Source organism: Xanthomonas sp. CPBF 426, from assembly GCF_903989465.1.
Lineage (GTDB): Bacteria > Pseudomonadota > Gammaproteobacteria > Xanthomonadales > Xanthomonadaceae > Xanthomonas > Xanthomonas euroxanthea.
In genome coordinates, this window is sequence record NZ_LR861805.1 from 595049 (window position 1) to 620723 (window position 25675).

Below are 25675 nucleotides of genomic sequence, written 5' to 3' on the forward strand. Positions count from 1 at the left end.
GCGCGGAGGCCTCCTGCCCGCGCTGTCACTCAGAGCACCGCGTTCGTGAAGTCGAAGTCCAGTTCCTTGCCGACCGTCTGCACCAGGTTGCCCTGGATGAAGTCCACGCCACTCATCCACATCGCCGCGGCCGACTGCGGGTCCTCGATGCGTTGGCCGATGATCAGCAAGCCACGTTGATGGGCGATATCGATCACGCCGCGCAGTTCATCGCGGACTGCCGCATTGCCATGGGCATCGGCGAAGCGGTTGGCCATGCGCACGAAGCTCAGCGGCAGCTGGCTCAGCAGCGCGTTGGCTTCGTCGCCGGGCTCGAACTGGCTCAGGCAGAACTGCACGCCCGCCTGCATCAATCTGGCGCAGAACTGCTGCACGGTGACTGCGTGGATCAAGGCATCGTCCAGGCGCAGGTCGACGATCAGCGATTGCCCGGCCACGCCGCGCTCGACCAGCGCCTTGAGCAACCAGTCGGCGAAGGCATCGCGCGCCAGCGTGCGCGGCGACTGCGACACGAACAACCGCAGCGGCGGGTGGGCGTGCTGGTACAGATGCAGCAGGCCGAGCGCGTGGTCCATGACCTGCTGGTCGAGATCGGCGATGCGTCCGGCCGCTTCGGCGGCGGGAATCACCTGGCCGGCCGACAGCAGCGTGCCGTCGGCCTGGCGCAGCCGCAGCAGCACCTGGTATTGCGCCGTGTCGCCGCCGGCCACCGCCACGATCGGTTGATACGCCAGTTCGAGCTGGCCTTCGACCAGGCGCAGCTGCTCCTGCTGTTCGGCCTGGCTGGGGGCCAGGTAGGCCTGCACGCCGTCGCTGCGCAGGCGTGCCTGCAGCGCGGTGCGCTCGACCGCTTCCAGTGCGCTGCCGGTATCGTCGAAGCCCAGGCCCAGCGGTGCCACGCCGATGGCGCAGCGCACGTGCACCGATTCTTCCTCGCGCACCGGGAAGGCATGGGCCGACAGCCGCTGGCGGATTTCCAGCGCCTGCTGTTCCAGGCTGGATTCGGGCATGTCCACGCCCAGCAGCAGGAAGCTGTTGTCGTTCAGGCGCGCCAGCGGATACGGCTGCGCGGCACTGGCCAGGCGATGCCCGGCCTGGGTCATCAGGCGCTCATAGGCGGCATAGCCATAGCGCTCGCGCAAGCCGAGCGCGCTGGCGATTTCAATGAAGAACAACCCGCCGGTCTGCCTGCGCGCCAGCGCATCGGCAAGCAGTTCCATCACATGGGCACGTGTCGGCAGGCCGGTCTCCGGATTGCTGCGCACGCTGACCTGTTCACCGGCTTGCTGCAGCGCCTGCTGGCGTGCGCGGCGGATGCGGTTGGACACCGCGGCGATCAGGTGACGCGGGCGGATCGGCTTGGTCAGGAAGTCGTCGGCCCCGCTGTCGAGCACTTCGAACTGACGCTCCGGATCCGGGTCGCCAGTGAGGAAGACGATCGGCAGTAGCTGCTGGCCGGGCTGCTGGCGGATCAGGGTGGTCAGGCGGATGCCGTCCAGCTCGGGCATGTGCAGATCCATCAAAATCAGATCCGGGTGGTAGTCCTGGATCGCCTGCGGCACGCTGGCGGCGGTCATTTCTACCTGCGCATGCATGCCGGCACCGTGCAGCACGCTCTGCGCGAACAGCGCCTGCGAGCGGTCGTCCTCGACGATCAGCACGCGGTACGGCGCATCGGCGGCCATGGTGTCGTCGCCCTCGCGCGACGCCGAGACAGTCGCCAGCGTCGGCGCTGCGGCCGCCGCGTGCGCACTGCCGCCTGGCGCGACGGCCTGGGCTGGTGCCATCGGCAGGATCGATGCGGGTGCGGCAGCGGGCGCGGGAATGATGGCGGCAATCACCGGCTCTGCCGGGTTGGATGCCGCCGCGGCCTCGTCGGCCCAGCGGCGCCAGTAGTCGGCCGGCGGCGTCTCGGCGCGCAGTGGACGATTACGCGTGGCGGTGTCGTCACGGGTGAAAGGAACCGGATCTCGGGCGGCCATCAATACTCCCTGCAGTCGCGATGATTATGCGATGAACTTCACGATAGCGGGGAGCGACGTGCAGCCGGCGTGGTGGCAGGGCGCATCGGCGCAACCAGCCGCCGCATGCCCCGCCACAGCAATCGCCACACCCACCAGACCACCAGCGTAGCGAGCACGCTGGAGCCCACCGCAACACTGAGTGCCAGCCATGGGTGCGCCAGTGCCAGCGCCAGGGCGGTGGTGGCGATGGTGTCCTCGGCCAGCGAGGCGACCCAGTTGCTGGCCGGTTCCGGCGAGGTGTTGAGCAAGGCGCGGGTGCCGGCCTTGAGGGTGTGGCTGGTCAGCGCCACGCCGGCGCCTGCGGCCAGCACGCCGGTGCTCAGGTCACCGTCCGGCGACAGCGTGGCCGCGGCCAGGAAGGCGCCGGCCGGCACCCGTGCCAGCGTCTGCAGCAGGTCCCAGCCCGAATCCACGCCGGGGATCTTGTCGGCGAAGAACTCGGCCACCGCCAGTGCACCGGAGGTGCCCAGCACCCACCACGACTGCGCCGGATGCAGGGCCGGCGGCAGCTCGATCCAGCCGAGCAGGCCGGCCAGGCCGACACCGAAAACGGTGAGATAGACACGGATGCCGGCCAGCCAGGCCAGCAGGATGCCGATCACGAACAGATGGGCTTCGCTCATGGCGTTGCTTCCTGCGAACAATGCGGAACTATCGGATAACCGCCGGTCCAGCGCCAGCACGATGGTTGCCGACGCTCTGGCACACTACGCCGCCCATGACTGCGCCGGCCCGTCCGGACCCGATGCCCATGCGACCAGCCGCACGCGTTCAGATCGTCCAACGTGACTCCGGCGGTGGCCGTTCCGGCGGCCGCTGGCGGTGGCTGGTGATCGCGCTGGTGTGGCTGGCATCGCTGGGCGGGGCATGGTGGATGGCCAGCCGTACCGCTGCGCCGCGCTTGGTCGAGGCCGAGGCGGCGTTGCAGCAGGCGCAACGCAGTCAGGCCCAGCAGCGTCGGCAGATTGCGCAGTTGCAGCAGCGCCAGGTCAATCTGGAAATGTCCGACAAGATCAGCCGCGCCGCCAACACCGAAGTGCAGGCCTCGCTGGCCGAGCGTGACGAGCAGATCGCCGCACTGCGTGCGGATGTGGCGTTCTACGAGCGCCTGGTGGGCTCCACCGCGCAACGCAAGGGGCTCAACGCACACTCGGTGCAATTCAGCGCAGAGGCCGGCGGCACCTGGAACTACAGCGTGGTGCTGACCCAGAACCTCAACCGCGGCGCGATCAGCCAGGGCCAGCTGCGCTTTACGGTGGAAGGCGTGCGCGCCGGCAAGCTGGTCACGGTGAACTGGAACGAGCTGCACCAGAAGCCGGATGCGGCCGGGCAGGCCTACTCGTTCCGCTATTTCCAGCAATTGGACGGCAGCGTGATCCTGCCGAAGGATTTCACTCCGCAACGTGTCAAAATCACCCTGAGCGGCGACGGGGCGCCGGTCAATCAGACATTCGACTGGAAAGTCGCCGGGAGTGGCGCGGGGGAGTAGCTCATGTTCGGAAACAAATCCAACCGTGGTGCGCAGACCGTGGTCGATACCTTGATCGGGCCGCAGGTGGTCATCCGCGGCGACCTGGTGTTCAGCGGCGGGCTGTATGTGGAAGGCCGCATCCTGGGCAAGGTGATCGCCGAAGACGGCGCCGGCGCCATCTTGACGGTGGCCGAGCAGGGCAGCATCGAGGGCGAGGTACGCGCGCCGGTGGTGATCATCAACGGCCAGCTGACCGGCGATGTGCATGCGGCCGAGCGGGTCGAACTGGCCGCCAACGCGCGGGTGCAGGGCAATGTGCATTACCAGGTGGTGGAGATGAGCGCCGGTGCGCAGCTCACCGGGCGCCTGATCCATGCCGCCACCGCCGGCGCGACCGCCGCGTTGCCGGCGCCGGACGCCGGCCGTGCCGAGCCCGCCAAGGCCTTGCAGGCCGAGACTGCCGAGGCCTGAGTGCGTGGCCTGCGGCTGAAGCGGGGTGTCGGGTTTGGCAGGCAGCGCTTGAAGTGGGGCCGCCTGGCCCCCATGCTGACGCCATGAGCACGCTCGTTTCGCTTCCCACCGCCGCCCCGGCCCCGGACTACCAGTCCATCGACCGGCCGCTGAACTTTTCCGTGGCCGCCGCCAGCAAGGTGCGCGAGCTGATCCAGGAAGAAGGCAACGCCGAGCTGGCGCTGCGCGTCTATATCCAGGGGGGCGGCTGTTCCGGCTTCCAGTACGGCTTCGAGTTCGACGAGAACCGCGCCGAGGACGACCTAGCCGTGGCCACCGACGGGGTGACGCTGCTGGTCGACCCGCTGAGCCTGCAATACCTGATGGGCGCGGAAGTGGACTACACCGAAAGCCTGACCGGGGCGCAGTTCGTGATCCGCAATCCGAACGCCAAGACCACCTGCGGGTGCGGCAGCAGCTTCAGCGTCTGAATCGGCGCGGTTGCCGGTGTTTGAGGCGCGGGCGATCTACTGCGTACAGCGTTTCCATGTTCAGCGCGACGTGGTGAGTGCGGTAGCGGCATAAGTGCGGCGACAGGGCCGCATGCGGTACGTCGCTTGTGCATTGCGGATCTCTTGGACGCGATGCATGTCGCGCGACACCAACACCGATACCGATACCGTTTGCCGGGCGCAGTCAGAACGCCGGGCGATGTGCGCCACGTACCGCTCAAACGATCGCCACCGGGACGAATGCCACGGGGTGGTATGGCGCCAAGCGCTATCGATGTGCATGTCTAACGCGCTGTAAACATTTGCGTGCTGCGGGTTTCGCCGTGCGCGCGCAAGCTTCGTGCGCGTGAGCTGCAGCGCGTGCGGCGATGGACATACTGCACGCACGCTCAGCGCCGGTGCCCGGACATGCTCGCTTCATTCATGCATCGCGTCTTGTCTTGCCTGACACACGCGGGCCTCGCCACTGCGCTGAGCGAGCGTGCCGCGCGCGATGCCACTTCCACACCATGGCGCAGTAAGCGCATCGCCACGCGTGCGTACGTGGATCGGGCAGCTGATCCCGTTCCTGCGTCGCGCCGGCTCCCCCGCCCCTTGCATCCATCCATGAGAGAACGTCTCACCATGTTGCAGATCAGAACCCGATCGGCGTTTGGCCTGCTGGCCATGCTTGGCATCGCCAGCGCAGTGCTTGCACCCGGTGCGCAGGCGTCACCCGCGCGCGGCAGCTTGCTCAGCAGCAATTTCCTGACCAGCTACACCCGCGATGCGATTGCCGCATTGCTCACCGCCGAGCCGGCGACCGAACAGCCCAGATGCAACGTGCGCGTGGCCGAGTTCACCTATGCCACCGTCGGCGTCGATGGCGAACCGGCCACGGCGTCGGGCGTGGTGCTGATTCCAGGTGGCGAGCGTTGCACCGGTCCGTATCCGTTGCTGGGCTGGGGGCGGTCGACCGCGACGCTCCGCAACGAGGAACAGGCCAAGGACATCCGTGATGCCAAGGGGAACGACCCGCTGGTCACTCGTCTGGCCAGCCAGGGCTATGTGGTGGTCAGCAGCGATTACCTGGGGCTGGGCAAATCCAGCTACGGTTTCCATCCCTACCTGCATAGCGCATCCGAGGCCAGTGCGACGATCGATGCGCTACGCGCGGCACGCAGCGTGCTGCAGCGGCTGAAGACGCCGTTGTCCGGCAAGGTGATGCTGTCGGGGTATTCGCAAGGCGGCCATGCCGCACTGGCAACCCAGCGGGAAATCGAGGCGCATCTGTCCAGCGAGTTCCATCTGGTGGCCAGCGCGCCGATCTCCGGGCCCTACGCGCTGGAGCAGACCTTCGTGGACAGCTGGAGCGGGAGCAACGCCGTCGGTGAAAGCAGCTTCGGCATCATTCTGGGCAGCTACGCGATCGTCGCGATGCAGCACACGTATCGCAATCTCTATCTGGCGGCCGGGCAGGTGTTTCAGGACCCATGGGCGGCCAGGGTCGAGGGGCTGTTCCCCGGCAAGCTGGGCCTGACCGATCTGGTGCTGGGCGATACGCTGCCCGGGATCGATCAGCTCAAGGCGTATTTCCAGCCCGGGTTCTACCGTGACTTCGCCAGCAACCCGGACAATCCGTTCCGCAAGGATCTGGCACGCAACGACGTGCTGGACTGGGCGCCGCAGACGCCGACGCTGCTGTGCGGTTCGTCCAACGACGCGACCATCCCGCTGAAGAATGCGGTGACCGCCATTGCCGGTTTCAAGCGTCGCGGCAGCACCCAGGCAGCGCTGGTGGACATCGGCAGTGGCGACCCCAACGACAACTCGGCTTTCGTGCATCTGACCACCAATGAGCCGTGCATCGTCGCCGTACGGCATCAGCTGCTGGACAAGCAGCGCTGAGGCCTGGATGGCGGGGCGCGGCCAGCGCCGATGATCGTCGCGTCCCGGGTCCGCCTGGACGCGTCACGATCGGATCGAGGCCTTGTCGCTGTTGCAGGCGACAAGGCTGAGCATGCCCGGATTCGACCTGGTTGCCGCAACGCCATGCCGATCGCGCGTGCCCTGCCGTGCGGCGCAGCGCGCAATGTGACGCAGTCAGCACCGCCGGCGAGCGCGGGCCCCTGGCACGTCTGAACGCGCGCCGCCAGCCGGGCCTGCATCCGTGGCGCGCCGGTTGCAGGCGATGCCGATTATCGGCAGGCTTGCGCCGATGTCAGAGCCTTCCTTTTCCGCCTCCGGTTTTGCCTTCACCCACGCGCCACTGGATCGCGGCGATCTGCTGCGTGACGATGCCGCTGCGCTGGCGCGTCTGTGGCCACAAGGCCGCGTGCTGCTGCTCGATGCCAAGGGCACCGCGCTGGCCGATGCCGATGGCCAGCCGCTGCTGATGGACGGTGCTGCGCTTGGCGAAGCGCCGGACGGAGCGATCTTTCTGGGGCTGCGCGATGAGGTCGGCTGGTTCTGCCTGCCGTCCGATGTGCCGGGTGTGGAAGCGCCGCAGCGCATCGACCTGCGCCAGGCCGCCGCCGACTGGCCGGCAGACGTCTCCACCGCGTTCGCCTACGCACGCGCGATGCTGCACTGGCAGTCGCGCACGCGCTTTTGCGGTGTCTGCGGCGGGGCGATCGCATTCCGGCGGGCCGGCTTCATCGCCCATTGCACGCAATGCAAGACCGAGCATTACCCGCGCGTGGATCCGGCCATCATCGTGGCGGTCAGCGATGGCGCGCGCTTGCTGCTGGGGCGGCAGGCGAGTTGGGCGCCGGGGCGCTACTCGGTGATTGCCGGCTTTGTCGAACCCGGCGAGTCGCTGGAGCAGACCGTGGCGCGCGAGGTGTTCGAGGAAACCCGTGTGCAGGTGCAGGACTGCCGCTACCTGGGCGCGCAGCCGTGGCCGTTCCCGGGCGCGTTGATGCTGGGCTTCAGCGCGCGCGCTGCGGCAAGCGAAGTGCCGCAGGTCACCGGCGAACTGGAAGACGCGCGCTGGGCCAGCCATGCCGAGGTCACCGCGGCACTGGCCGGCGACGGCGAGATCGGGTTGCCGCCGCGTATTTCCATCGCGCGCGCGCTGATCGAGCATTGGCATCGCGTCCATGGCTGAGCCGGGGCGAGCGGCGCAGCGCACGCAGATCGGGTGCGCGTGCAGCGGCTCGGCTAGACTCGGCTGAGGAGGCCCACCCATGTTCACCACCCTGGTTGCTGTCGTCGTCGCACTTGCGCTGGGCCACCTGGCGCCCGCCCAGGTGGCGCGGCTGCGGCGTTTCGAATGGTTCGGCCAGTGGCTACGCCGGCTGGACAGCCATGCGGCCGAGCGCGGTGCGTGGCAGGGGCGTTATGGCGTGCTGCTGGCACTGTTGCCGGCCCTGCTGGTGGTGCTGCTGCTGCAATGGCTGCTGGACGATGTGTGGCGCGGGTTCTGGGCCTTGCTGTTCGGCGTGGCGGTGCTGGCCTGGACCTGGGGGCCGCGCGATCTGGACCGCGATGTGGAAGCGGTGATCGATGCCGACGCGCCGGCGTTGCGGCGTGAGGCCATCTCGCACCTGCAGGCCGCCGGCGGCAGCGTGCACGAAGATGCGCCGTCGCTGGTGGAAGCGGTGGTGGTCAACGGGCTGCGGCGCTGGTTCGCGGTGCTGTGGTGGTTCTTGCTGCTGGGGCCGTTCGGTGCGGTGCTGTATCGGCTGACGGCACTGGCGGTGGAAAGCCCGCTGTCGGTGCTGCTGCCGCCGCGCAACCTGGCCGGCGCGCGCTGGCTGCTGGCCGCGCTGGAATGGCCGGTGGCGCAGCTGATCACGGTGTCGATGGCGCTGGTGGGCAATTTCGACACGGTGTTTCGCGCCTGGCGGCAGGCACATGGCAACCGCTGGTCCCTGGAGCCGCATTTTCTCGGTGCGGTGGCGCGTGCCAGCGTCAGCGCCGAATTGCGCGAGGAAGCGCACGACTACACCGATGCAGGGCTGGTGCCGGTGTGGCGCCGCCTGCCGGAAGTGCGCGATGCGATGAGCCTGGTCTGGCGCGTGCTATTGCTGTGGATGGTGGTGCTGGCGCTGCTGGTGATTGCCGGATGGGTGCGGTAGGCGCGATACAGGCGCGCCGCTGCGCGTTGCAATATCACCGCATCAGGCGGTTGTTCGCGGCTACCCCGGCGCAAGCAGGTTGAAAGGAAACCGCGCCAGGCATGATCTCGGGCGCCGCAATGCATGGCGCGCCGCCGCGCGTTGCAGTATCACCGCATCAAGCGGTTGTTCGCGGCTACCCCGGCGCAAGCAGGTTGAAAGGAAACCGCGCCAGGCATGATCTCGGGCGCCGCAATGCATGGCGCGCCGCCGCGCGTTGCAATATCACCGCATCAAGCGGTTGTTCGCGGCTACCCTGGCGCAAGCAGGTTGAAAGGAAACCGCGCCAGGCATGATCCCGGGCGCCGCAGTGCATGGCGCGCCGCCGCGCGTTGCAACATCACCGCATCAAGCGGTTGTTCGCGGCTACCCCGGCGCAAGCAGCGTAAAAGGAAACCGCGCCAGGCATGATCTCGGGCGCCGCAATGCATGGCGCGCCGCTGCGCGTTGCAATATCACCGCATCAAGCGGTTGTTCGCGGCTACCCCGGCGCAAGCAGATTGAAAGGAAACCACGGCAGATTCCGTGCAATCCAATAAAGCGGCAATGCCCATAACCAGAACTTCGGCTCGGACATGACGGCAACCACCGGTGCGAACCAGCGCGCGCGCCAACCGGCCTTCCAGGCGATCAGGCCGGGCAGGGTGCACAGGCCGAGCACGGCGGCCGGGTTCATGGCGAAGGCGCCGGGGAGATCGAAGTGCACCAGCGCATACAGCGCGCGGGTCATGCCGCAACCGGGGCAATAGCAGCCGGTCACGGCACGGAACACGCAGGGCGGGAACGGGCTGTTGCTCGCGTTCGGATCGAAGCGATACAGCAGCGACACGCCAAAGGCGGCCACGCTGGTGGCCGCCCCGAGTCCAAGCCAGTGGCGTGGACGCAATTCCATTACTGCATGTGCTGCAACTGCTGCATGTAGTCCATGTAGCCCTGCATGCCGCCGGTGGCGACCACGCCGATGTTGATCAGCAGGCCGATCACGGCCAGCACGCTGGTCACGATGCACCAGGTCTTGGCGGTGTTGGAGGCACGCCGTGCGCCGTCGATGTCGCCCTGGTTGAGCAGGCCGTTAACCTTGCTGGAGAACACGATCGCCACGATGCCGGTGATCAGGGCCGGGCAGCACAGGCAGAAACCGAGCACGGTGGAGACGATCGCCCAGATCAGGTGATTGGGGACCGGGCCGGGTGCGGCGCTGGACGAGGGATGGATCGGCGGTGGGATGGCACTCATGGTGAAGCTCCTTGGGTGGTAAACAACAGCGAGATGTTGCAGCGCGTGGGGAAGGCAGCGATGGGCCGCGCAGGCAGCGTCCACCGGTCACGGCGAACGCGTCTGACACGGTGATGTGGCGTACGGCGACTTCCCCCCGGTCCTTCTTGTCGCGCCCGCTAGGCGAGCGCGGCGGCAATACGTGTAATGGCGCACAGGCTACTCGCGGCGCGCGATGGACGCAAAGCCCACGCCGGCCGCACTCATGGCTGATCCTGGCGCAGTGCACGGACCTGCTGCTCGAGCAGCGCGGCGGTCGCCGTGTCGCCGGGAACCGCTGGGCCGGCGGCCACTTCGATATGCGCGCGGATCCGGCGCGGCACGCGCATGCGGCCCAGGCGGGTGTCGCGGCGGCTCCACATGCTCGACCACATGCCGCGCAATGCCATCGGAATCACCGGCACCTGGCGGCGCTGCAGGATCTTTTCCACGCCCGACTTGAACGCTGCGATCTCGCCATCCCGGGTCAAGGCACCTTCGGGGAAGATGCACACCAGCTCGCCGTCGGCCAGCGCCGCGTCGATACGGTCGAAGGCCTGCTGCATCAGCGCGGGATCTTCGCGCGCGCCGGCGATCGGGATCGCCTTGGCGGTGCGGAAGATCCAGCGCATCACCGGGATGCGGAAGATCTTGTAGTACATGACAAAGCGCACCGGGCGCGGGATCACCGCCGACAGGATCAGCGCGTCCATGTAGCTGACGTGGTTGCACACCAGCAGCGCGGCGCCTTCCTCGGGCACATGGCGGTCGATCTCGCGTGCGCGCAGCCGGTACAGCACGCTCACCAGCACCCAGCTGAGAAAGCGCATCAGGAACTCGGGCACCAGGGTGAAGATCCACAGCGCCACCAGCGTATTGGCCAGCGCCAACGCCAGGAACACCTGCGGAATGCTCAGGCCCGGCAGCGGAATGCGCACGCCCAACAGCACCAGCTGCGGCAACTGCAGCGCGATGCCGATGATGGCGGCGGTGACGATGAACAGCGAATTCTGGATGTTGAGCCCGGCGATCACGCGCGAGAGTTCGGCCTTGGGCGTGCGGCTCTGGATCAACGCGAACAACGGCACCACGAACAGACCGGTGAACAGGCCGATGCCGACCAGATCCACGATCAGGCGCACGCTGCCGGCCTGCTGCACGAACTGGCCGATCGACAGATCGGTGGCGGGCGCAGCGCCGGGGCGTGCGAAATACAGGTCCAGCAGGAAGGCGCTGATGCCGAACGCGCCCAGCGGCACCAGGCCGATTTCGACGGTGCGCCCGGACAGCCGCTCGCACAGCAGCGAACCGACACCGGTGCCGATCGAAAACAGCGCCAGCGCGAACACGTACAGATCCTGCTGCCCACCAAGATTGACCTGCGCATAGGTGGGCAGCTGCGCGGTCAGCACGGTGCCGACGAACCAGAACCACGACACCCCGAGCACGGCGTTGCGTACCGCCGGCGTGCGCCGGGTCAGACGCATGATGGCGCGCGATTCGGGGATCGGGTTCCAGTTGATCTTTAGCTCTGGCGCGCCGGCGTCGACCTTGGGGACCAGCCGCGCGACCAGGTTGCCGGTGACGGCAATGGCAATCACCGCGGTGGCTGCGGCCTCCGGGCCGTGGCTGCCGGCGATCTGGAAGATCAGCCCGCCGAAGATCATGCCGCACAGGATCGAGATCGAGGTGCCCATCTCGACCAGGCCGTTGCCGCCGGTGAGTTCCTCGGGCTTGAGCACCGAAGGCAGGATGGAATACTTCACCGGCCCGAACAGCGTGGACTGCAGGCCGGTGCAGAACAGCGCAATCAGCAGGATCACCATGTTCTCGGTGAGAAAGCCCACCGCCGCCAGCGACATGATCGCGATCTCCATCGTGGTGGTGATCACGATGAGCTTCTGCTTCTCCAGCTTCTCGGCGATCTGCCCGGCCAGCGCGGAGAACAGGAAGTACGGCAGGATGAACAGTGCCGGCGCCAGATTGGTGTACAGCGTGCGCTGCGCCGCATCGATGCCCAGGTAGAACAACAGGCCGATGATGGCCTGCCGGTAGACGTTGTCGTTGAAGGCGCCCAACGCCTGCACGGCGAAGAACGGCAAGAAGCGGCGCTGCCTGAGCAGGGCGAACTGACTGTGACCGGACATGCAGTTTCCTTTGCGAACGCGCGCAGCCTAGCAGGCTTCCACGGCGGGCTGGTGCATGCCGCTACGCGCGGCGCGGCGTGCGTGCCGATGGCGCGCGCCGCGCGGCCTGGGCGCGCAGCAGCGCCACGAAGGCGCGTGCGGCCGGGGTGGGGTCGGGCCGCCACACCGCATAGGTCAAAAAGCCGAAGCGCTCCTTCAGTGCAACCGTCACCACCCCGCGCATGGCCGCGGCCATGGTCTGCGGCACGATACCCACGCCCAGGTCGGCGGCGACCAGTTCGCGCATCAGATCGGCGTGGGTGACCTCGTATTGCTGGCGTTGCCGCAAACCGGCCTGCGCGAAGGCCGCATCGACGATGCCCCGCACGCCAGCGCCGGCGATCAGCCCGGCCATCGGTTCGTCGTCCAGCTCGGCCAGCGCCACCCGCTTGCGCGTGGCAAAGCGATGGCCGGGCGCCACGATCAGGGCCAGGGCTTCCTCGTGCAGCAGCAGCCGCTGGTCCGGCACCGCGACCTGCGGGCCGACGCCGACCAGCGCCACGTCCAGCCGGCCTTCGCCCAGGTCGTGCAGCAGGGCCTCGCTCATGGCGGTGCGCAGGTGCACGTCCACCCGCGCATGCGCGTTGCGAAACGCGCGCAGCAGCGCCGGCAGCTGCACGGTGGTGAGCGAGGAAATCTGCCCCAGCGTGAGCTGGCCACGCACCGTGCCCAGGGCCTGGGCCATTTCCTCGTGCAGGCGCTCGGCCGCGCGCAAGGTGGCGCGGGCGTTGTGCAGGAATACCTCGCCGGCGGCGGTGGGCCGCACCTGACGGGTGCCGCGCTCGAACAGGCGCGCGCCAAGGGTCTGCTCGATCTTGGCGACCTGGTGGCTGAGCGCCGACTGCACGGTGTTGCAACGGCGCGCGGCGGCGGTGAAGCCGCCTTCCTCGGCCACGGCCACGGCGAACTCCAGTTGGCGCAGGGTCAGCATGCGATCTCAAAACGCGATGGACACAGTGAAAACAATACATTGGAAAGATGCCGCATCGCTGCCCACACTGCGCCCACTCCTTCAGCAGGCACCTGCCATGACCGTCGAACCGATTGCCCCCCCGCCATTGCCGCGCCGGCTGGTGTTGCTGATGGCCGCCGCCACCGGGCTGGCGGTGGCGAGCAATTACTACGCGCAGCCCTTGCTGGAGACGCTGGCGCAGGCGTTCGGGATCCAGGTGCGCAGTGCCGGCGCGGTGGTGACTGCCGCGCAGCTGGCCTACGCGGCGGGGCTGCTGTTGCTGGTGCCGCTGGGCGACCGGCTGGAGCGGCGCGGGCTGATCGTCGGCCTGTTCGTGCTCAGTGCGCTGGGCCTGCTGGTGAGCGCCGTCTCGCACAGCTTCGGCATGTTGCTGGCCGGCACGATCGTCACCGGTGCCAGTTCGGTGGCGGCGCAGATCCTGGTGCCATTCGCCGCGACCCTGGCCGCCCCGCACGAGCGCGGGCGGGTGATCGGCACGGTGATGAGCGGCCTGTTGCTGGGCATCCTGCTGGCGCGCACCGCGGCCGGGGTGCTGGCCGGTGTCGGTGGCTGGCATACGGTGTACTGGATCGCCTCCGGCCTGTTGCTGGTCACCGCCTGGCTGCTGTGGCGCGGGCTGCCGCGGCACCCGGGCAATGCGCAGCTGTCGTATCCGCAGCTGGTGGGCTCGGTGCTGACGCTGCTGCGCGACGATGCGGTGCTGCGCGCGCGCGCGGTGCTGGGCGGGTTGATCTTTGCCGGCTTCAGCATGTTCTGGACCACGCTGGCGTTCCTGTTGTCCGGGCCCGCCTATGGCTATGGCACGGCGGTGATCGGGCTGTTCGGCCTGATCGGTGCGGCCGGCGCGCTGGCGGCCAACCGTTCCGGTCACTGGTCCGACCACGGCCATGGCGACCGTGTCAGCTGGGGCGGGCTGGTGATGCTGCTGCTGTCCTGGGGATTGCTGGCGTTTGCGCCGCAGTCGATCGCGCTGCTGATCGTCGGCGTGCTGCTGCTGGATATCGCGGTGCAAGGCGTGCATATCGCCAACCAGAGCGTGATCTACCAGCGCAATCCGAACGCACGCAATCGCATCACCTCGGCCTACATCACCTGCTACTTCATCGGTGGTGCGGTGGGCTCCTCGCTGGGCACGGCGGCCTATGCGCAGGCCGGCTGGAACGGTGTGGTGATCGGTGGGGCGGTACTGGCGGCGGCGGCGCTGGGCTGGGTGGGGCTGAGCGTGGCGCGCAAGCAGTGGAAGTAGGCGCAGCGGACGGAGCGACGCCGCAGGCGTTGGACGGGCGTGGCCCGGACGTGCATCGCATGGCCCGGCATCGCCCTTGCGTGCGGACGCAGGCGTGCCTGCTGCGGTGTCCAGGCGCACCGACAACGGTGCGCTAGGCCTTGGTGGCCGCCAGCCTTGTTGGCGTCTCTGTGGGTGCCGTCGTGACCGCCAGGGCCGCGGCACGCAGCTTGGGCAACAGCCGCAGGGTCAGTGCCAGCTGGTCGCGCACCAGGCGCTGCTTGGGCGGCAATTGCACGGCGTGCTGTTCCAGCGCTTCGGCGGTGGCGATTTCCTGGCTTTCGTCGTGCACCGGCAGCGGCTGGCGTTCGCGCAGGGCGGTGGCGATTTCGCCCAGCGCGCGCTGCAGGTAGTCGCCGGCCTGCGCGATGGCGGGATCATGTTCGCCATCGAGCGCGGCGCGATGCGCGCCAAGCGCGGACAGATAGCCGAGCAGGGTGTTGGACAGCGCCAGGAAGCGGAAGCCGGCGTCCAGGTTGCGCCGATAGCGGCCCGGTTCGCGCAGCATGTTGGACAAGGCCACCGACAACGCGGCATCGGCGTTGTGCATGTCGCGCCGGGCGATGCGGTAGGGCAGGTCGTCGCGCATGCCGCTGGCGTATTGCTCCAGCACCTGGGCCAGGTAGCGCGCGCAGCTGGCCAGCACCGTGGCCATCACCTGGTTGAGGCGGCGGCCCTGCCAGTCCGGCAGGATCAGGAACGAGGCGGCCGCGGCGATCGCGCAACCGATCAGCGTATCGATCAGGCGCGGCCAGATCAGCACGAAGCCATCGCCGAGCAGGTTGAAGCAGAACAGCGCCATTACGGTGATGCCGGCGGTGGCCAGCATGTAGCGATCGGTGCGGGTGATGAAGAAGACCAGGGCGGCGGCCAGTGCCAGCAGCAGTTGCACTTCGGTGCCGGGAAACAGCTGCATCAACGCCCAGGTGGCGACCAGGCCGATCAGGGTGCCGGCGATGCGCTGCACCAGCCGCAGGCGGGTGGCGCCGTAATTGGGCCGGCACACGAAGGCGGTGGTGAGCAGGATCCAGTAGCCGTTGTCGGCATGGATGGACTGCATGATGGCGTAGCCGACCACCAGCGCGATGGCCATGCGCAGGCCGTGGCGGAACAGCACCGAGCCGGGCGTGAGTTGCTGCATCAGACGCGCGGCCATTTCGCGCAAGGTATGCGGCGAGGAATCGCGCAGGCGGGTGTCGAGGTTGTCGCTGGTGGAATCGGATTGCGCCGCTTCCGACAGCTTGCGTTCGATGCTCTGCAGGTTGGTCACCAGCAATTCCAGCGCGCCGAGCAGACGTGCGAGGGCGGGGTCGGCACGCGCGTGCAGGTAGTCCAGCGACTGGCGCAGGTCTTCGGTGGCCAGGCGGCTGTTGTCGCCGTAGTCGAATGGCTGGCGCAGGCGGATCGCCTCGCCCAGGGCCGCGCAGGCCTTGCCCTGCAGCGCGAGCAGGCGCTGGCAGCGGTACAGCACGTCGCTGTGGAAGAACGCGTCGGTCAGCGCTTCGTAGGGATAGTGCGAGGAACTGGCGCGCTCGTGAAATTCCTGCGCCATGTAGTACAGGCGGAAATACAGGCCCGATTGCACGCCCGGCCGCCCCGAGCGGCCGAAGCGGCTCATGATCGCGGTCTTGGCGGCGTTGAGCGCGCCGACCACCTTGGCGTTCTGCTCGGCCAGCGCCAGCCGGCGTGCATGCAGGTCGCTCTGCCGCACCGGTTCGAACAGGTCGGCCTTGAGCCTGAGATACCGGCCCAGCTCGAAGAACAGCCGTGACAGTCGCTCGCGCACCGGGCGGTTGGCAAACAGCAGCGTCCACAGGATCGACAGCACGCCGTACCAGGTGGCGCCGATCAGCAGCAGCGCCGCGCCGTGCCAGGCGATCAACGGATCGTGGCTGCCGTGCTGGTCCATGCCGATCATGGCGTAGATCGACAAGGCCACGGTGGCCTGCGCGATCGAGGCGTAGCGCTCGCCCAGCGCGCCGAGCAGGGTTAGCGAAAACGTCGCCACCGCCATGCCGGTCACAAACGCCAGCGGATACGGAAACAGCAGCACCACCGACGCGGCGGCGGCCGCGAAACACAACAGCGACAGCAGCACCGACTTGATGCGGCCCAGCCAGTTGTCGTCGGTCTCGGCGATGGCACTGGCGATGGCGCCCAGGAACAGCGCCGGCACCGCGGTGAGCTGCTGCCAGTGCCAGCACACGCCCATCGCCACTGCCAGCGCGATGAACACGCGCAGGCCATAGCTGGCCTTTTCATGGGCCCACAGGCGGCTCAGGCGGGTTTCGAAGGAGGGAGGGGCCACGGTCTCTGCAAGGCAAGGTGCCCGGGCATTATTGCCGCAGGCACGCGCCGCCGGGGTGGAGGGCGGCTAATTCTTTGTCAGTAGGGCAGCGTTTGTGCGGATTGGAGCCGATTGCGCGATGACGGTGCCTGCACTGCAGCCCAGTTGCACGTGCCTGCGCGCAGCCGCGTGAGCTGCGCGTCCGGCCAACTGCACGGGCATGTATCGCGCTTGACGACCTTGCAACGTGTGGTTGCGAGTGCTCAGCCCTGTGCGTCGCGCTCGCGGGCGATCGCACGCCAGCCGATATCGCTGCGATGAAAGGCGTTGGTCCAGTGGATCGGCTGCAGGCCGGCATGCGCGTTGCGCTGCGCCTCCTGCACGCTGTCCCCCAGGGCGGCAACGCACAGCACGCGGCCACCGGCACTGACGACCTCACCGTTGGCATTTAGTGCAGTGCCGGCATGAAACACCTTGGCGGTGGCCGGCACGGCGTCCAGGCCGCTGATGACCTCGCCGGTGACCGGGGTTTCCGGATAGGGCTTGGCCGCGATGACCACGCCCAGCGATGGGCGCGGGTCCCAGTGCGCCTGCGCCTGGTCGAGCTTGCCGTCGATGGCGGCGTCGAGCAGGCCCACCAGATCCGATTGCAGGCGCAGCATCACCGGCTGGGTCTCCGGGTCGCCGAAGCGCACGTTGAATTCGATCACCTTGGGCGCGCCGTGCGCATCGATCATCAGCCCGGCGTACAGGAAGCCGGTGAACGGCACGCCGTCGGCGATCATGCCCTGCACGGTCGGCTCGACCACCTCGCGCATGACGCGTGCATGCACCTCGGGCGTGACCACCGGGGCCGGCGAATACGCGCCCATGCCGCCGGTATTGGGGCCGGTGTCGCCGTCGCCGACGCGCTTGTGGTCCTGGCTGGTGGCCATCGGCAAGGCGTGGGTGCCGTCGACCATGGAGATGAAGCTGGCTTCTTCGCCATCGAGGAATTCCTCGACCACCACGCGCGCGCCGGCATGGCCGAACGCATTGCCCGAGAGCATGTCGCGCACCGCGTCTTCGGCCTCGCCCAGCGTCATCGCCACGATCACGCCCTTGCCGGCGGCTAGGCCATCGGCCTTGACCACGATCGGCGCGCCTTTCTCGCGCACATAGGCCAGCGCCGCGTCGACGTCAGTGTGCACGGCGTAGTACGCGGTGGGGATGCCATGACGGGCGAGAAAATCCTTGGCGAAGGCCTTGCTGCCTTCCAGCTGCGCCGCCTTGGCAGTGGGCCCGAAGATGCGCAGGCCGGCGGCGTGGAAACGGTCGACCACGCCCAGCACCAGCGGCACTTCCGGGCCGACCACGGTCAGCGCCACGGCTTCGCGCCGCGCCAGGGCGAGCAGGCCATCCAGATCATCGACCTTGATCGCCACATTGCGGCATTTGGTTTCGGTCGCGGTGCCGGCATTGCCGGGTGCCACCAGCACTTCGCTCACGCGTGCGGACTGCGCGATCTTCCAGGCCAGGGCATGTTCACGGCCGCCGGAGCCGATGACGAGGATTTTCATGTGAGTGCCGGGAATGGGGAATGGGGAATGGGGAATAGGAAAAGCAAAGTCTCTGGTTCTGCGGGCCGTACGGTGTGGAGTGGTATCTAGGGAACCGCTCTTCCGATTCCCGATTCCCAACTCCCCATTCCCGGCGCGTCAGTGCCGGAAATGCCGCACGCCGGTGAACACCATTGCGATGCCGTGTTCGTCGGCGGCGGCGATCACTTCGCCGTCGCGCATCGACCCGCCGGGCTGGATCACTGCCTGGATGCCGGCAGCGGCGGCGGCATCGATGCCGTCGCGGAACGGGAAGAACGCGTCCGACGCCATTACCGAGCCGGCCACCGTGAGCCTGGCTTCCTCGGCCTTGAGCGCGGCGATCTTGGCGCTGACCACGCGGCTCATCTGCCCGGCGCCCACGCCGATGGTGCGGTTGTCCTTGGCGTAGACGATCGCGTTGGATTTGACGTACTTGGCCACGCGCCAGGCGAACAGCAGATCGCCCAGCTCGGCCTCGCTGGGCGCGCGCTGGGTGACCACGCTCAGCTCGCCCAGCGACATGCCGCGGTTGTCGGACGACTGCATCAGCAGGCCCGAGCCGATCCGCTTGGTGTCGTAGTTGTTGAGGCCGTTGCCGTGCGGGATCTTGAGCACGCGCACGTTGGCTTTCTTGGTCGCGTAGTCGAGCGCGCCGGGCTCGTAGTCCGGGGCGATCAACACCTCGACGAACTGGCGGTCCAGGATGGCTTTCGCGGTCGCCGCATCGAGGGTCTTGTTGAAGGCCAGGATGCCGCCGAAGGCGCTGGTCGGGTCGGTCGCATAGGCCAGCTCGTAGGCATCGCCGCAGGCCGCGCCCACCGCCACGCCGCAGGGGTTGGCATGCTTGACGATCACGCAGGCGGGCGCATCGAACTGGCGCACGCATTCCCATGCCGCATCCGCATCGGCCAGGTTGTTGTAGCTCAGCTCCTTGCCCTGCAACTGCTGGAAGGTGGCCAGCGTGCCCGGCACCGGATACAGGTCGCGGTAGAACGCGCCGGCCTGGTGCGGGTTCTCGCCGTAGCGCAGGTCCATCACCTTGACGAAGTTGGAATTGATCTGCGCCGGGAACGGGCTGCGCGTGGGCACCGCTTCGGCGCTGTCGGCCACGGCCGACAAGTAGTTGCTGATCGCCGCGTCGTACTGCGCCACGCGGTTGAACGCGGCCACCGACAGCGCAAAGCGCTTGGCCGCCGACAGCTGGCCGTCGTTGGCATCGAGTTCGGCCAGCAGCTCGGCGTACTGCGCCGGGTCGGTGGCCACCGCCACGCGGGCGAAGTTCTTCGCCGCCGAGCGCAGCATCGCCGGGCCGCCGATGTCGATGTTCTCCACCGCATCGGCCAGCGTGCAGTCCGCCCTGGCGGTCACCGACTCGAACGGATACAGGTTCAGCACCAGCAGGTCGATCGGCACGATGCGGTGTTCGGCCATCACTGCTTCATCGACGCCGGCGCGGCCGAGCAGGCCGCCGTGCACCAGCGGGTGCAGGGTCTTGACGCGGCCGTCCATCATCTCCGGGAACCCGGTCAGCTCGGCAACGTCGGTGACCGGCAGGCCCGCCTCGCGCAGCGCCTTGGCGGTGCCGCCGGTGGACAGCAGCGCGACGTTGCGCGCTGCCAGCGCGCGGGCCAGATCGACCAGGCCGGTCTTGTCGGAAACGGAGAGCAGGGCCCGGCGCACGGGCAGGAAATCAGAGGCCATTGGTGGGAGCTATCAAGGCGGGGCAGCCGATATTGTAGGCCGCACCGGCGCTCGAATGGGCTCGACCGCCCGTGATGGCGTCGATCCATGCGCTGACAGGACACTTCCGGGCGCTGCTGCGGCCGATGCGGGACACGCTGCCTCGCGGCGGCATCGGCACCAGCCAGGTGATGCCTGCTGCGGCTGCAGCGTCGTTGCTGGTGGCCGCGCTGGTCGGTCGCGCAGGCCATGGTGGCGTGCGCGACCAGCTGGCCTCGGTCTGCGTCGCTGCCAAAGGTGGCGTTCCCTGTGATCCGCGACAGCGGGGCGCGAGTGCGTGGCGCACCTCGGTGCCCGGCTTGCAGCGATGCCGGGCACCCGATGACGCAGACGACGCGCTCCGGCCACAGGCGTGCCAGGCTTCGATCATCAGGTGATGCGTCGCAACGGGCGATACGTTCGACGCTGCGGCGCCCGTTGCATCTGCCAGGCAGACGGTTGCAACAGTGTCTGCTGCGCGCGTTGCCTGACGCCCGTCACCGCTGCGGGCAGTCATCGCCACGATGAAACTGCCAACCGTGCACCGCCTGCAGGCGCGAATGGATCACGCACCTTGAATACACTGCATCTCAGTTGCAGCCCCGCTCGGCATTGCCACGCGGCGCGGGGGTGCCTGTTTTCGCGGGCGATGGCGCTTCATCTGATGCCGGCATGCGTTCGCGACGCGATGCGGTGAGTGCGCGACACGTTCCTCGATTCGGCTTGTGCACTGACGAACACAATCCGGAGCCGGTCGCAGATTGATCAAAAAAACCGGTCCCCGTGCGTGGCGCACCCAGCTGTCCTTCGGGAATGCGCACCTGTCTTCCGCTGCGGCGACAGTGGCCACGCCGGGCTGACCGACGATCTGTGCTCGCTGACCGATTCGCTCAACCGGTTCACCAGCAACGACGCTCTCGGCGAGGCGTCCCGTCGCTAATTGCTGCAACGGCTGTCGCGCAGGAGCCAGCCTTGCCGTCACTCCCCGCTGCGTCTTGCCGTCACGGCCGTCCATGACCCTGCGATTCAAGCAAGACACCGCAGCGCGCGTGCGCCTGGTGGCGCTCGTCGATGACCAACCGCCGCAGTACCGCGACTGCCCTTGCCAATGGGCGGATCCGTCTCGCCATGACGGCGGGATGACCCGCATCCCTCGATTGGCCAGGGCATGCACGCCGGTTTGCGCAGCTGCCCGGAACATCCTCATGAGAGCAAGCCTATGAATCGCGAAAAAGTCCTGGCCTTACGCACCTGCACCAACAACATGTCCGATCATTGCGGACTGATCTGGCCGCAGTCCGGCAGTGTCGAGTGCCGGCATTGGCAACCCACCATCAAGCAGGAAAACGGTTTGACCGGCCTGTTGTGGGGGCAGGGCACCAATGCGCATCTGAACATGCATGCCGATGCGCATTGGGTGGTCTGCATGGTGGATACCGCCGACATCATCTGGTTGGGCGAGGAGGGAATGATCAAGTTTCCCCGCGCCGAGGTGGTTTACGCCGGCAACCGTGCCGGCGCGATGCAGTGCATTGCCGCGGGCATTGCGCAGCACACCCCGCCCCAGCCGGAGCCGCCTGCAGTCGTTGCCGCGGACTTCATTCCCAAGGCAGCGCAGGCGCAGTTCACTGCGCCGGCCGTCGACAGCGGTGCGCCTTCCACCGCGCCACATCCAATGGCGGCCAGCGGCATTGACCCACAGGCCGCACAGCCTTCGAATGCGATCTTGCGCACCCGCGAAATCGCCACCTATGGCAGCACGCTCACGGGCGCCGATCAGAGCCAGCTGATCGCCGGCTATGGAAGTACCGAGACTGCCGGTAACGGCAGCGAGTTGATCGCAGGCTACGGCAGCACCGGCGTGGCCGGATCCGACAGCACCATCGTTGCCGGCTACGGCAGTTCCCAGACCGCAGGCGGGGGCAGCACGCTGACGGCCGGCTATGGCAGCACCCAGACCGCGCGGCATGGCAGCGACCTGACCGCCGGTTACGGCAGCACGGAAACCGCGGGGGCAGACAGCTCGCTGATCGCAGGCTATGGCAGTACGCAAACCTCCGGCGGCGACAGCTCGTTGACGGCCGGTTACGGCAGCACCCAGACCGCGCAGAACGGTAGCGATCTCACCGCCGGCTACGGCAGCACCAGCACGGCGGGCACCGACAGCTCGCTGATCGCCGGCTACGGCAGCACCCAGACCTCCGGCGGGGAAAGCTCGCTGACCGCCGGCTACGGCAGCACGCAGACAGCGCAGGACGGCAGTGACCTCACCGCCGGCTATGGCAGCACCGGTACCGCCGGTGCCGACAGTTCCCTGATTGCCGGTTATGGCAGTACACAGACCTCCGGCAACGACAGCTCGCTGACCGCGGGCTACGGCAGCACGCAGACCGCCCGCACCGGCAGCGACCTCACGGCCGGTTACGGCAGTACCTCCACGGCCGGCGCGGACAGCACCTTGATCGCAGGGTACGGCAGCACGCAGACTTCCGGCGGCGAAAGCTCGCTCACTGCCGGCTACGGAAGTACCCAGACCGCGCGCAAGGGCAGCGACCTGACTGCCGGCTATGGCAGCACCGCAACCGCCGGTGCAGACAGCACCTTGATCGCCGGGTATGGCAGCACCCAGACCTCGGGCGGGGACAGTTCGCTCACTGCCGGCTACGGCAGCACGCAGACCGCGCGCAAGGGCAGCGATCTCACCACCGGTTACGGCAGTACTTCCACCGCGGGCGCGGACAGCACCTTGATCGCCGGGTACGGCAGCACGCAAACGTCCGGTGGGGAAAGTTCGCTCACTGCCGGCTACGGCAGCACGCAGACCGCACGCAAAGGCAGCGACCTCACCACCGGCTACGGCAGCACCTCCACCGCCGGTGCCGACAGCACGCTGATTGCAGGCTACGGCAGCACGCAAACGTCCGGTGGCGACAGTTCACTCACTGCCGGCTATGGCAGTACGCAGACCGCACGCAGCGGCAGCGACCTGACCACCGGATACGGCAGCACCTCCACCGCCGGTGCCGACAGCACGCTGATTGCAGGCTATGGCAGCACGCAGACGTCCGGCGGCGACAGTTCACTCACTGCCGGCTACGGCAGTACGCAGACCGCACGCAGCGGCAGCGACCTGACCACCGGCTATGGCAGCACCTCCACCGCCGGTGCCGACAGCACGCTGATTGCAGGCTACGGCAGCACGCAGACGTCGGGCGGCGATAGTTCACTCACTGCCGGCTACGGCAGTACGCAGACCGCACGCAGCGGCAGCGACCTGACCACCGGCTATGGCAGCACCTCCACCGCAGGTGGCGACAGCACGCTGATTGCAGGCTATGGCAGCACGCAAACGTCCGGCGGCGACAGTTCACTCACTGCCGGATATGGCAGCACGCAGACCGCACGCAGCGGCAGCGACCTGACCACCGGCTACGGCAGTACCTCCACCGCCGGTGGCGACAGCACCTTGATCGCCGGTTACGGCAGCACGCAAACCTCCGGCGGCGATAGTTCGCTGACCGCCGGCTATGGCAGCACGCAGACCGCGCGCAGCGGCAGCGACCTGACCACCGGCTACGGCAGTACCTCTACCGCCGGTGCCGACAGCACCTTGATCGCCGGTTATGGCAGCACGCAAACCTCCGGCGGCGACAGTTCACTCACTGCCGGCTATGGCAGTACGCAGACCGCACGCAAGGGCAGTGACCTCACCGCCGGTTACGGGAGCACTTCCACTGCCGGTTCGGACAGTTCACTGATCGCCGGCTATGGCAGCACGCAGACCGCCGGCTTCAAAAGCATCCTGACCACCGGCTATGGCAGCACCCAGACCGCGCAAGAGGGCAGCATGCTCACTGCCGGCTATGGCAGTTCTTCCACCGCCGGCTCGGACAGTTCGTTGATTGCCGGCTACGGCAGCACGCAGACCGCCGGTTTCAAGAGCATCCTCACCGCCGGCTACGGCAGCACCCAGACCGCGCAGGAGCGCAGCTCGCTCACCACCGGTTACGGCAGCACATCGACGGCAGGGCATGACAGTACGCTGATTGCCGGCTATGGCAGTACGCAGACCGCCGGTTACAAGAGCATTCTCACCACCGGGTATGGCAGTACCCAGACCGCGCAGGAAAGCAGTTCGCTGATTGCCGGCTACGGCAGTTCCTCCATGGCCGGCCCGGACAGCTCGCTGATCGCCGGCTATGGCAGTACCCAGACCGCCGGTTACGACAGCTTCCTGACGGCCGGTTACGGCAGTACCCAGACCGCGCAGAGCAGCAGCTGGTTGATCACCGGTTACGGAAGCACGTCCACCGCCAGTTTCCAGAGCTCGTTGATTGCCGGCTATGGCAGCACCCAGACGGCCGGCTACGAAAGTACCTTGACCGCCGGCTACGGCAGCACCCAGACGGCGCAGGAAATCAGCTGGCTCACCACCGGCTACGGCAGCACGCAAACCGCCGGCCATGGCAGCATCCTGACCGCCGGTTACGGCAGCAATTCCACGGCAGGTTACGAAAGTACCCTGATCGCGGGCTACGGCAGCACCCAGACCGCCGGTTACGAAAGCACCCTGACCGCCGGTTATGGCAGCACGCTGACCGCGCTGGAAAACAGCTCGCTCACCGCCGGCTACGGCAGTACCGAAATCGCCGGGTTTTCCAGCACGCTGATCGCCGGTTACGGCAGCAGCCAGACCGCCGGTGGCGACAGTACCCTGACCGCTGGCTACGGCAGCACGTTGATCGCGCAGGACAACAGCTCGTTGACCGCGGGCTACGGCAGCACCGAGACCGCCGGGCAGGACAGTTCGCTGATTGCCGGCTATGGCAGCAGCTTGACCAGCGGCGTGCGCAGCTATCTGACGGCCGGCTACGGCAGCAACCAGATCGCCAGCTATGGCAGCTCGTTGATCGCAGGGCACGAAAGCACCCAGATTGCCGGCCATCGCAGCATGCTGATCGCCGGCAAGCTGAGCTCGCAGACGGCCGGTTCGCGCAGCACGCTGATCGCCGGCATGGGCAGCGTGCAGACGGCGGGCGACCGCAGCAAGCTGATTGCGGGCGCCGACAGCACCCAGATCGCCGGCGATCGCAGCAAGTTGCTGGCCGGCAGCAACAGCTTCCTCACCGCCGGGGACCGCAGCAGGCTCACCGCAGGCGACGACTGTACGCTGATGGCGGGCGACCGCAGCAAGTTGACCGCCGGAAAGAACAGCATCCTGACGGCCGGTGCCAACAGCAGATTGATCGGCAGCCTGGGCTCCACCCTGACCGGTGGCGAAGACTCGGTGCTGATCTTCCGCTGCTGGGACGGCAAGCGCTATACCAACATCATCGCCAAGACCGGAGAAGAGGGCGTCGAGGCCGACACCGCCTACCAGGTGGACGAAGACAAGAACGTGGTCGAGAAGTTCGACGATCCGTTCGACACCATCGCCACCATCGTGCTGGAACAGGGCAGCGGGCCGGCGTCCGCAGGCGACCATGCAGCGGTGACGCACTTGCCGAACTGAGCAATCCCTTCGACCAGGCGATCGGCGTTGCCGATCCAGCACTGCGGCCAACCGCCGAAGACGCGGCGGTTGGCCCAATCAGATGAAGAAGGCGCGCCATGCGCGGCACGCTGGGCGCGACGGAAGTCCTGCGCCAAGGCGTGGGATCAAGAGCGAACACTTTGGGCAGCCCGACCCGACATCAACACGCTGCGCATTCCACAACACGCAACGAGATCGTCCATCGGCCGCGTCATCACCAAGCGTGCCAGCGCAGCGCACTGCCAGCCCGCAGCACACCCCAACGCTCTAACGATTCCCCAATCCCGATTCCCCAATCCCG

Annotated in this window: 17 protein-coding genes and 1 pseudogene; 9 read left to right on the forward strand and 9 right to left on the reverse strand. The window is 67.7% G+C overall.

The genetic code is table 11. From position 1 onward, the window contains the following. Positions 1-29: 29 nt before the first annotated feature. Positions 30-1982 carry an EAL domain-containing response regulator gene (locus H7A87_RS02540; protein WP_180496870.1) on the reverse strand — a complete coding sequence of 651 codons (1953 nt, stop codon included), beginning with the start codon at positions 1980-1982 and terminating at the stop codon, positions 30-32. Between the two features lie 38 nt (positions 1983-2020). Beyond that, positions 2021-2647: a DUF4126 domain-containing protein gene (locus tag H7A87_RS02545; RefSeq protein WP_104649169.1), complete on the reverse strand. Its 627-nt coding sequence runs from the start codon at positions 2645-2647 to the stop codon at positions 2021-2023. 128 nt (positions 2648-2775) lie between these two features. Here H7A87_RS02545 and H7A87_RS02550 point away from each other — a divergent pair, with 128 nt between their 5' ends. The 6 genes from H7A87_RS02550 (at position 2776) to H7A87_RS02575 (ending at position 8518) form a co-directional block, all read left to right on the forward strand. Then, positions 2776-3513 (forward strand): DUF6776 family protein, encoded by a 738-nt coding sequence (locus tag H7A87_RS02550; RefSeq protein ID WP_104583527.1) that lies wholly within the window; start codon positions 2776-2778, stop codon positions 3511-3513. Between the two features lie 3 nt (positions 3514-3516). After that, on the forward strand, positions 3517-3966 hold the full coding sequence (locus H7A87_RS02555) for a polymer-forming cytoskeletal protein (RefSeq protein WP_104583528.1): 450 nt from the start codon (positions 3517-3519) through the stop codon (positions 3964-3966). 83 nt (positions 3967-4049) lie between these two features. Beyond that, entirely contained in the window at positions 4050-4436 is a 387-nt protein-coding gene (gene erpA, locus H7A87_RS02560; protein ID WP_024938186.1) for an iron-sulfur cluster insertion protein ErpA, read from the forward strand. 645 nt (positions 4437-5081) lie between these two features. Then, positions 5082-6344 carry a lipase family protein gene (locus H7A87_RS02565; RefSeq protein ID WP_119129443.1) on the forward strand — a complete coding sequence of 421 codons (1263 nt, stop codon included), beginning with the start codon at positions 5082-5084 and terminating at the stop codon, positions 6342-6344. 310 nt (positions 6345-6654) lie between these two features. Continuing rightward, complete coding sequence (gene nudC / locus H7A87_RS02570; protein WP_119129444.1) at positions 6655-7545, forward strand: NAD(+) diphosphatase; 891 nt, start codon at positions 6655-6657, stop codon at positions 7543-7545. A gap of 79 nt (positions 7546-7624) precedes the next feature. Further along, the gene (locus H7A87_RS02575; protein WP_119129445.1) at positions 7625-8518 is read left to right on the forward strand and encodes a cobalamin biosynthesis protein; all 894 of its coding nucleotides are present in this window, start codon (positions 7625-7627) and stop codon (positions 8516-8518) included. Between the two features lie 520 nt (positions 8519-9038). Here the strand turns inward: H7A87_RS02575 and H7A87_RS02580 are convergent. The 4 genes from H7A87_RS02580 to H7A87_RS02595 all read right to left on the reverse strand — a co-directional run bounded on the left by H7A87_RS02580 (position 9039) and on the right by H7A87_RS02595 (position 12928). Continuing rightward, a complete protein-coding gene (locus H7A87_RS02580; RefSeq protein WP_119129446.1) occupies positions 9039-9449 on the reverse strand; it encodes a DUF2752 domain-containing protein in 411 nt (136 codons plus the stop codon). Next, complete coding sequence (locus tag H7A87_RS02585) at positions 9449-9793, reverse strand: CD225/dispanin family protein (RefSeq protein ID WP_104583533.1); 345 nt, start codon at positions 9791-9793, stop codon at positions 9449-9451. Before H7A87_RS02585 ends, H7A87_RS02580 begins: the two co-directional genes overlap by 1 nt. A gap of 242 nt (positions 9794-10035) precedes the next feature. Then, the gene (locus tag H7A87_RS02590) at positions 10036-11958 is read right to left on the reverse strand and encodes an MFS transporter (RefSeq protein ID WP_119129447.1); all 1923 of its coding nucleotides are present in this window, start codon (positions 11956-11958) and stop codon (positions 10036-10038) included. Between the two features lie 61 nt (positions 11959-12019). Next, positions 12020-12928: a LysR family transcriptional regulator gene (locus H7A87_RS02595; protein ID WP_119129448.1), complete on the reverse strand. Its 909-nt coding sequence runs from the start codon at positions 12926-12928 to the stop codon at positions 12020-12022. A 97-nt stretch (positions 12929-13025) separates the two neighbouring features. Here H7A87_RS02595 and H7A87_RS02600 point away from each other — a divergent pair, with 97 nt between their 5' ends. Then, positions 13026-14216 carry an MFS transporter gene (locus tag H7A87_RS02600; protein ID WP_119129449.1) on the forward strand — a complete coding sequence of 397 codons (1191 nt, stop codon included), beginning with the start codon at positions 13026-13028 and terminating at the stop codon, positions 14214-14216. 133 nt (positions 14217-14349) lie between these two features. Here H7A87_RS02600 and yccS read toward each other — a convergent pair whose 3' ends face one another. From yccS to purH, 3 genes are all read right to left on the reverse strand, one after another. Beyond that, positions 14350-16563, reverse strand: coding sequence for a YccS family putative transporter (gene yccS, locus H7A87_RS02605; protein WP_119129450.1), 2214 nt, complete (start codon positions 16561-16563; stop codon positions 14350-14352). Positions 16564-16805: 242 nt separating this feature from the next. Continuing rightward, entirely contained in the window at positions 16806-18101 is a 1296-nt protein-coding gene (gene purD, locus H7A87_RS02610) for a phosphoribosylamine--glycine ligase (protein ID WP_119129451.1), read from the reverse strand. A 138-nt stretch (positions 18102-18239) separates the two neighbouring features. After that, positions 18240-19823, reverse strand: coding sequence for a bifunctional phosphoribosylaminoimidazolecarboxamide formyltransferase/IMP cyclohydrolase (gene purH, locus H7A87_RS02615; protein ID WP_119129452.1), 1584 nt, complete (start codon positions 19821-19823; stop codon positions 18240-18242). Positions 19824-19897: 74 nt separating this feature from the next. Here purH and H7A87_RS20765 point away from each other — a divergent pair. Then, positions 19898-20038 (forward strand): annotated as a pseudogene (locus H7A87_RS20765) (CDP-alcohol phosphatidyltransferase family protein); the annotation flags it as partial. A 1022-nt stretch (positions 20039-21060) separates the two neighbouring features. Beyond that, complete coding sequence (locus H7A87_RS02625; protein WP_180496872.1) at positions 21061-25353, forward strand: Ice nucleation protein; 4293 nt, start codon at positions 21061-21063, stop codon at positions 25351-25353. The last annotated feature ends 322 nt before the right edge of the window (positions 25354-25675 follow it).